This window comes from Micromonospora sp. M51 (genome assembly GCF_018070305.1).
GTDB classification, from domain to species: domain Bacteria; phylum Actinomycetota; class Actinomycetes; order Mycobacteriales; family Micromonosporaceae; genus Micromonospora; species Micromonospora parva.
Genome location: NZ_JAGPXZ010000908.1, coordinates 1 through 2,195, shown reverse-complemented (window position 1 = coordinate 2,195; position 2,195 = coordinate 1). Strand labels below are relative to the sequence as shown.

At 71.6% G+C, this 2,195-nt stretch carries 2 protein-coding genes and 1 pseudogene; all 3 read right to left on the bottom strand.

Annotated features, from left to right (window positions below):
• Nucleotides 1-180: hypothetical protein (locus KBX53_RS30570; protein ID WP_210863181.1), on the bottom strand; the 180-nt coding region annotated here is incomplete at its 3' end.
• Nucleotides 180-1,907 (bottom strand): VirB4 family type IV secretion system protein, encoded by a 1,728-nt coding sequence (locus KBX53_RS30565; protein ID WP_247676463.1) that lies wholly within the window; start codon nt 1,905-1,907, stop codon nt 180-182. The genes KBX53_RS30565 and KBX53_RS30570, both read right to left, overlap by 1 nt.
• 20 nt (nt 1,908-1,927) lie before the next feature.
• Nucleotides 1,928-2,195, bottom strand: a pseudogene (locus KBX53_RS30560) (PrgI family protein); the annotation flags it as partial.

Genomic DNA, 2,195 nt, shown 5'->3' with positions numbered 1-2,195 from the left:
CCCCGCCGGCGCGGCGATGGTCACCCACCGCGCGCCAGCCGCGAATCGCTGGTGCCGCCAGGTGAGCAGCTGGCCGTGGCCCCCCACCGTTGCGACGATCGTGACGGCGGCGACAACGCCGAGCCATGGCCGGGCGAAGATCCAGTTCCCGAGGTCGATAGGCCAGGTCGGGGTGGACATCAGTCGGTCTCCCCGATCCCGGTTACGGCAAGCCTGTGCTCGGCCGCCGACCCGACCGCGCGGAATGGGATCCGGCTACGACCGGCGACGAGCAGCCCTTCGCCGCGTGGCGCCGATAGCAGCAGCCGCGCCTCCCCGGCGGTCAGGCCGAACGCCTCGGACACCGCGTCGATGGACTGCGTGCTCTGGCGCATCAGGACCTGCGTGGCGGCGTTGGACACCACGGCGAGGCCGAGGTCGGTCGACAGCACGTCGGCCGCGTCTTGGGTGATCACGCACAGTCCGGCGGACCGCTTCCGGGCCGCCTTGGCCATCCGGAACAGAAACCGGCTGCCTTCGCCGTCGCGCATCAGCAGCCAGGCTTCGTCTACCACGACGAGCTGCCGCCGCCGGCGGGCGGCGGTGTCGGGGGTGTCGATGCCCGACCAGATCGAGTCGAGCGCCAGCAGCGTGCCCAGCGTGCGCAGCTCGTCGGGCAGGTGCCGCAGCGACCACACCACCAGGTGCCCTCGCGGGACGGTCGTGGTCGGCCCGTCGAACAGGGTGGCGAAGTTCCCGACCGTCCACGGGGTGAGCCGGGCGGCGAGCTGCCCGGCGGCGGGGTCGTCGTCGGCTGAGAGCGTGTCGGCGAGGTCCCGCAGCAGCGGTGCGGGTTTTGTCCAGGTGGCCGGGTCGCCGTTGATTCCGGCGCGGGCGTAGGTGGCGGTGATCGCTCGGTCCAGGGCTGCGCGTTCGCCTGGCGGCGGGGTCGCTCCGAGCATGACCGAGATCAGGGTGTGCAGGTACAGGCCGCGTCGGGTGAGGGTGTCGGGCCGGTGGGCGGCGGGCAGATCGAGAGGGTTGACCCTGACGCCCGGTTGGCCCAGCTGCACGACCGTGCCGCCGACGTGCTCGGCGAGGGGCGCGTACTCGTCTTCGGGGTCGATGACGGACACGACTGTGCCCTGGTAGAGGTTGCGGAGCACCTCCAGTTTGACGAAGTACGACTTACCCGCGCCGGAGCGGGCCAGGACGACCGAGTTGTGGTTGTCCTGCGCCCACCTGTTCCACATCACGACCCCGTTGCTGGTCGTGTTGACCCCGTACAGCAGGCCTTCGGGCGCCGCGATGGTGCCGGGGGCCGGGGCGGCGAGGTCCGCCGAGGCGAGGGGAAACGCCGCCGCGAGGGCGGTGGTGTCGAGGATGCGGCGCATGCGTAGTGCGTCCACGCCGACTGGCAGAGTGGAGATCCAGCCCTGGTGGTGGCGGAAGGTAGCCGGTTGCAGGTCCAGTAGGACGCTGGCGGCGGCGGATTTCAGGCCCGCGGTGACGGTGCGCAGCTCGTCGAGGGTACGGGCGTGGATGGTGACGTAGATGCCGGTGTCGAAGAGTTTCGCCGCGCCGCGGGCGACGCGTTCAGCGAGGTCGGCAGCGTCGGCTGCGGCCGCCTCGACCATGGGATCACCCAAGCGTCCCTGGTCGGCGTCCAGCCGGCGTGAGGATTCCAGGCGGGCGCGCTGGCGCTTGAGCATCGGCGCGGCCAGTTGCGGCGCCACCGGGTCCAGGTGCACCGAGACGTTGACCCGTGCGGGGTAGGACAGCAGCGGGTCGAGCCAGGCTGGGCCGACCTCGGCCGGATACCCGCACACCGCGTAGGTGGCGGCATACCCGTCGCCGACCTGCACGTGCCACGGCGTGACCGACAACGCGGCGGGGGAGGACATATCCTCGCCAGCCGCGAAACTCATCTTCGGCCTTCTTAACAGGTTCACGATGTGCTCCGCAGGGTGATCGGGGCGCCGGGCACCGCACGCGGGCCAGGCACCGGCGGGGAGAACGGATCGACCGCCCCGGCGAGCGCGGAGGCGACAGCCGGCCCGTCCAAAACTGTGGCTTCGACACCGAGCCCGCACAGCGCGCGCACCGCCGCGTCGGCCCCAAGCTCCCCGCTGATGACAGCGAGGACCTGACGGCGCAGCGGATCACGCTGGCTGTCGAGGTCAAGCAGGAACTCGGCGTAGTCATCGGCGGCGGCC